1 protein-coding gene is annotated in these 586 nt (G+C 36.2%); it reads left to right on the plus strand.

The window, feature by feature from the left end; genetic code table 11:
• Positions 1–66: 66 nt before the first annotated feature.
• Positions 67–586, plus strand: a 520-nt coding sequence (locus ABD481_RS46825) for a hypothetical protein (protein ID WP_344672364.1), incomplete at its 3' end; no start/stop codon positions are given.

Genomic DNA, 586 nt, shown 5'->3' on the forward strand with positions numbered 1-586 from the left:
AGGCCAGATGATCATAAGAAATATGTGCCGGAACAATGAATGATCTAATAAAGGAAGGATCTAATTATGTATTATAGGAATTTCATCATTACCTCAATCGAGGCGGAGCGTATTCTTGCCATGAAATTTGATGAAGCATTTGCTGGAGTAAAAAAGAATGTTATTGATACACTGAATCAAATGGGAAATGGTATAACCCGTGCTTCGTATTATACTTCCTGCTTAATGCATAATTATCAGGATGTTTGTTCTAAGTTAAAGCAAGAGGACACAAGATTTATTGCAGGGCTGGCGCAGTTAGTTAAAAGCCGTGATATCATTTTCCAAATGATTAAAATATATATAGAAACCTACTTTCAAAATAAAAAAGAAGAAAAAGCTCAATATATTCTCAAGAAGCTTGTCGGCGCGGGAGTTTACATATCATCTTCAGGATTAACTAATCGTATTTTAATCATGGCAGTAGCAACCATGATTTGCCAGACTTCCAGGTTTAATACTGTTGTATATGGGCGTATCAACAGGGCAAGGTCATTAGTCCTTAAAGGGAGTGTAACTGCTACCGCAGTGGTATTAAACGTGTATG

The sequence above is a fragment of the Catenulispora yoronensis genome (assembly GCF_039531695.1).
Lineage (GTDB): Bacteria > Actinomycetota > Actinomycetes > Streptomycetales > Catenulisporaceae > Catenulispora > Catenulispora yoronensis.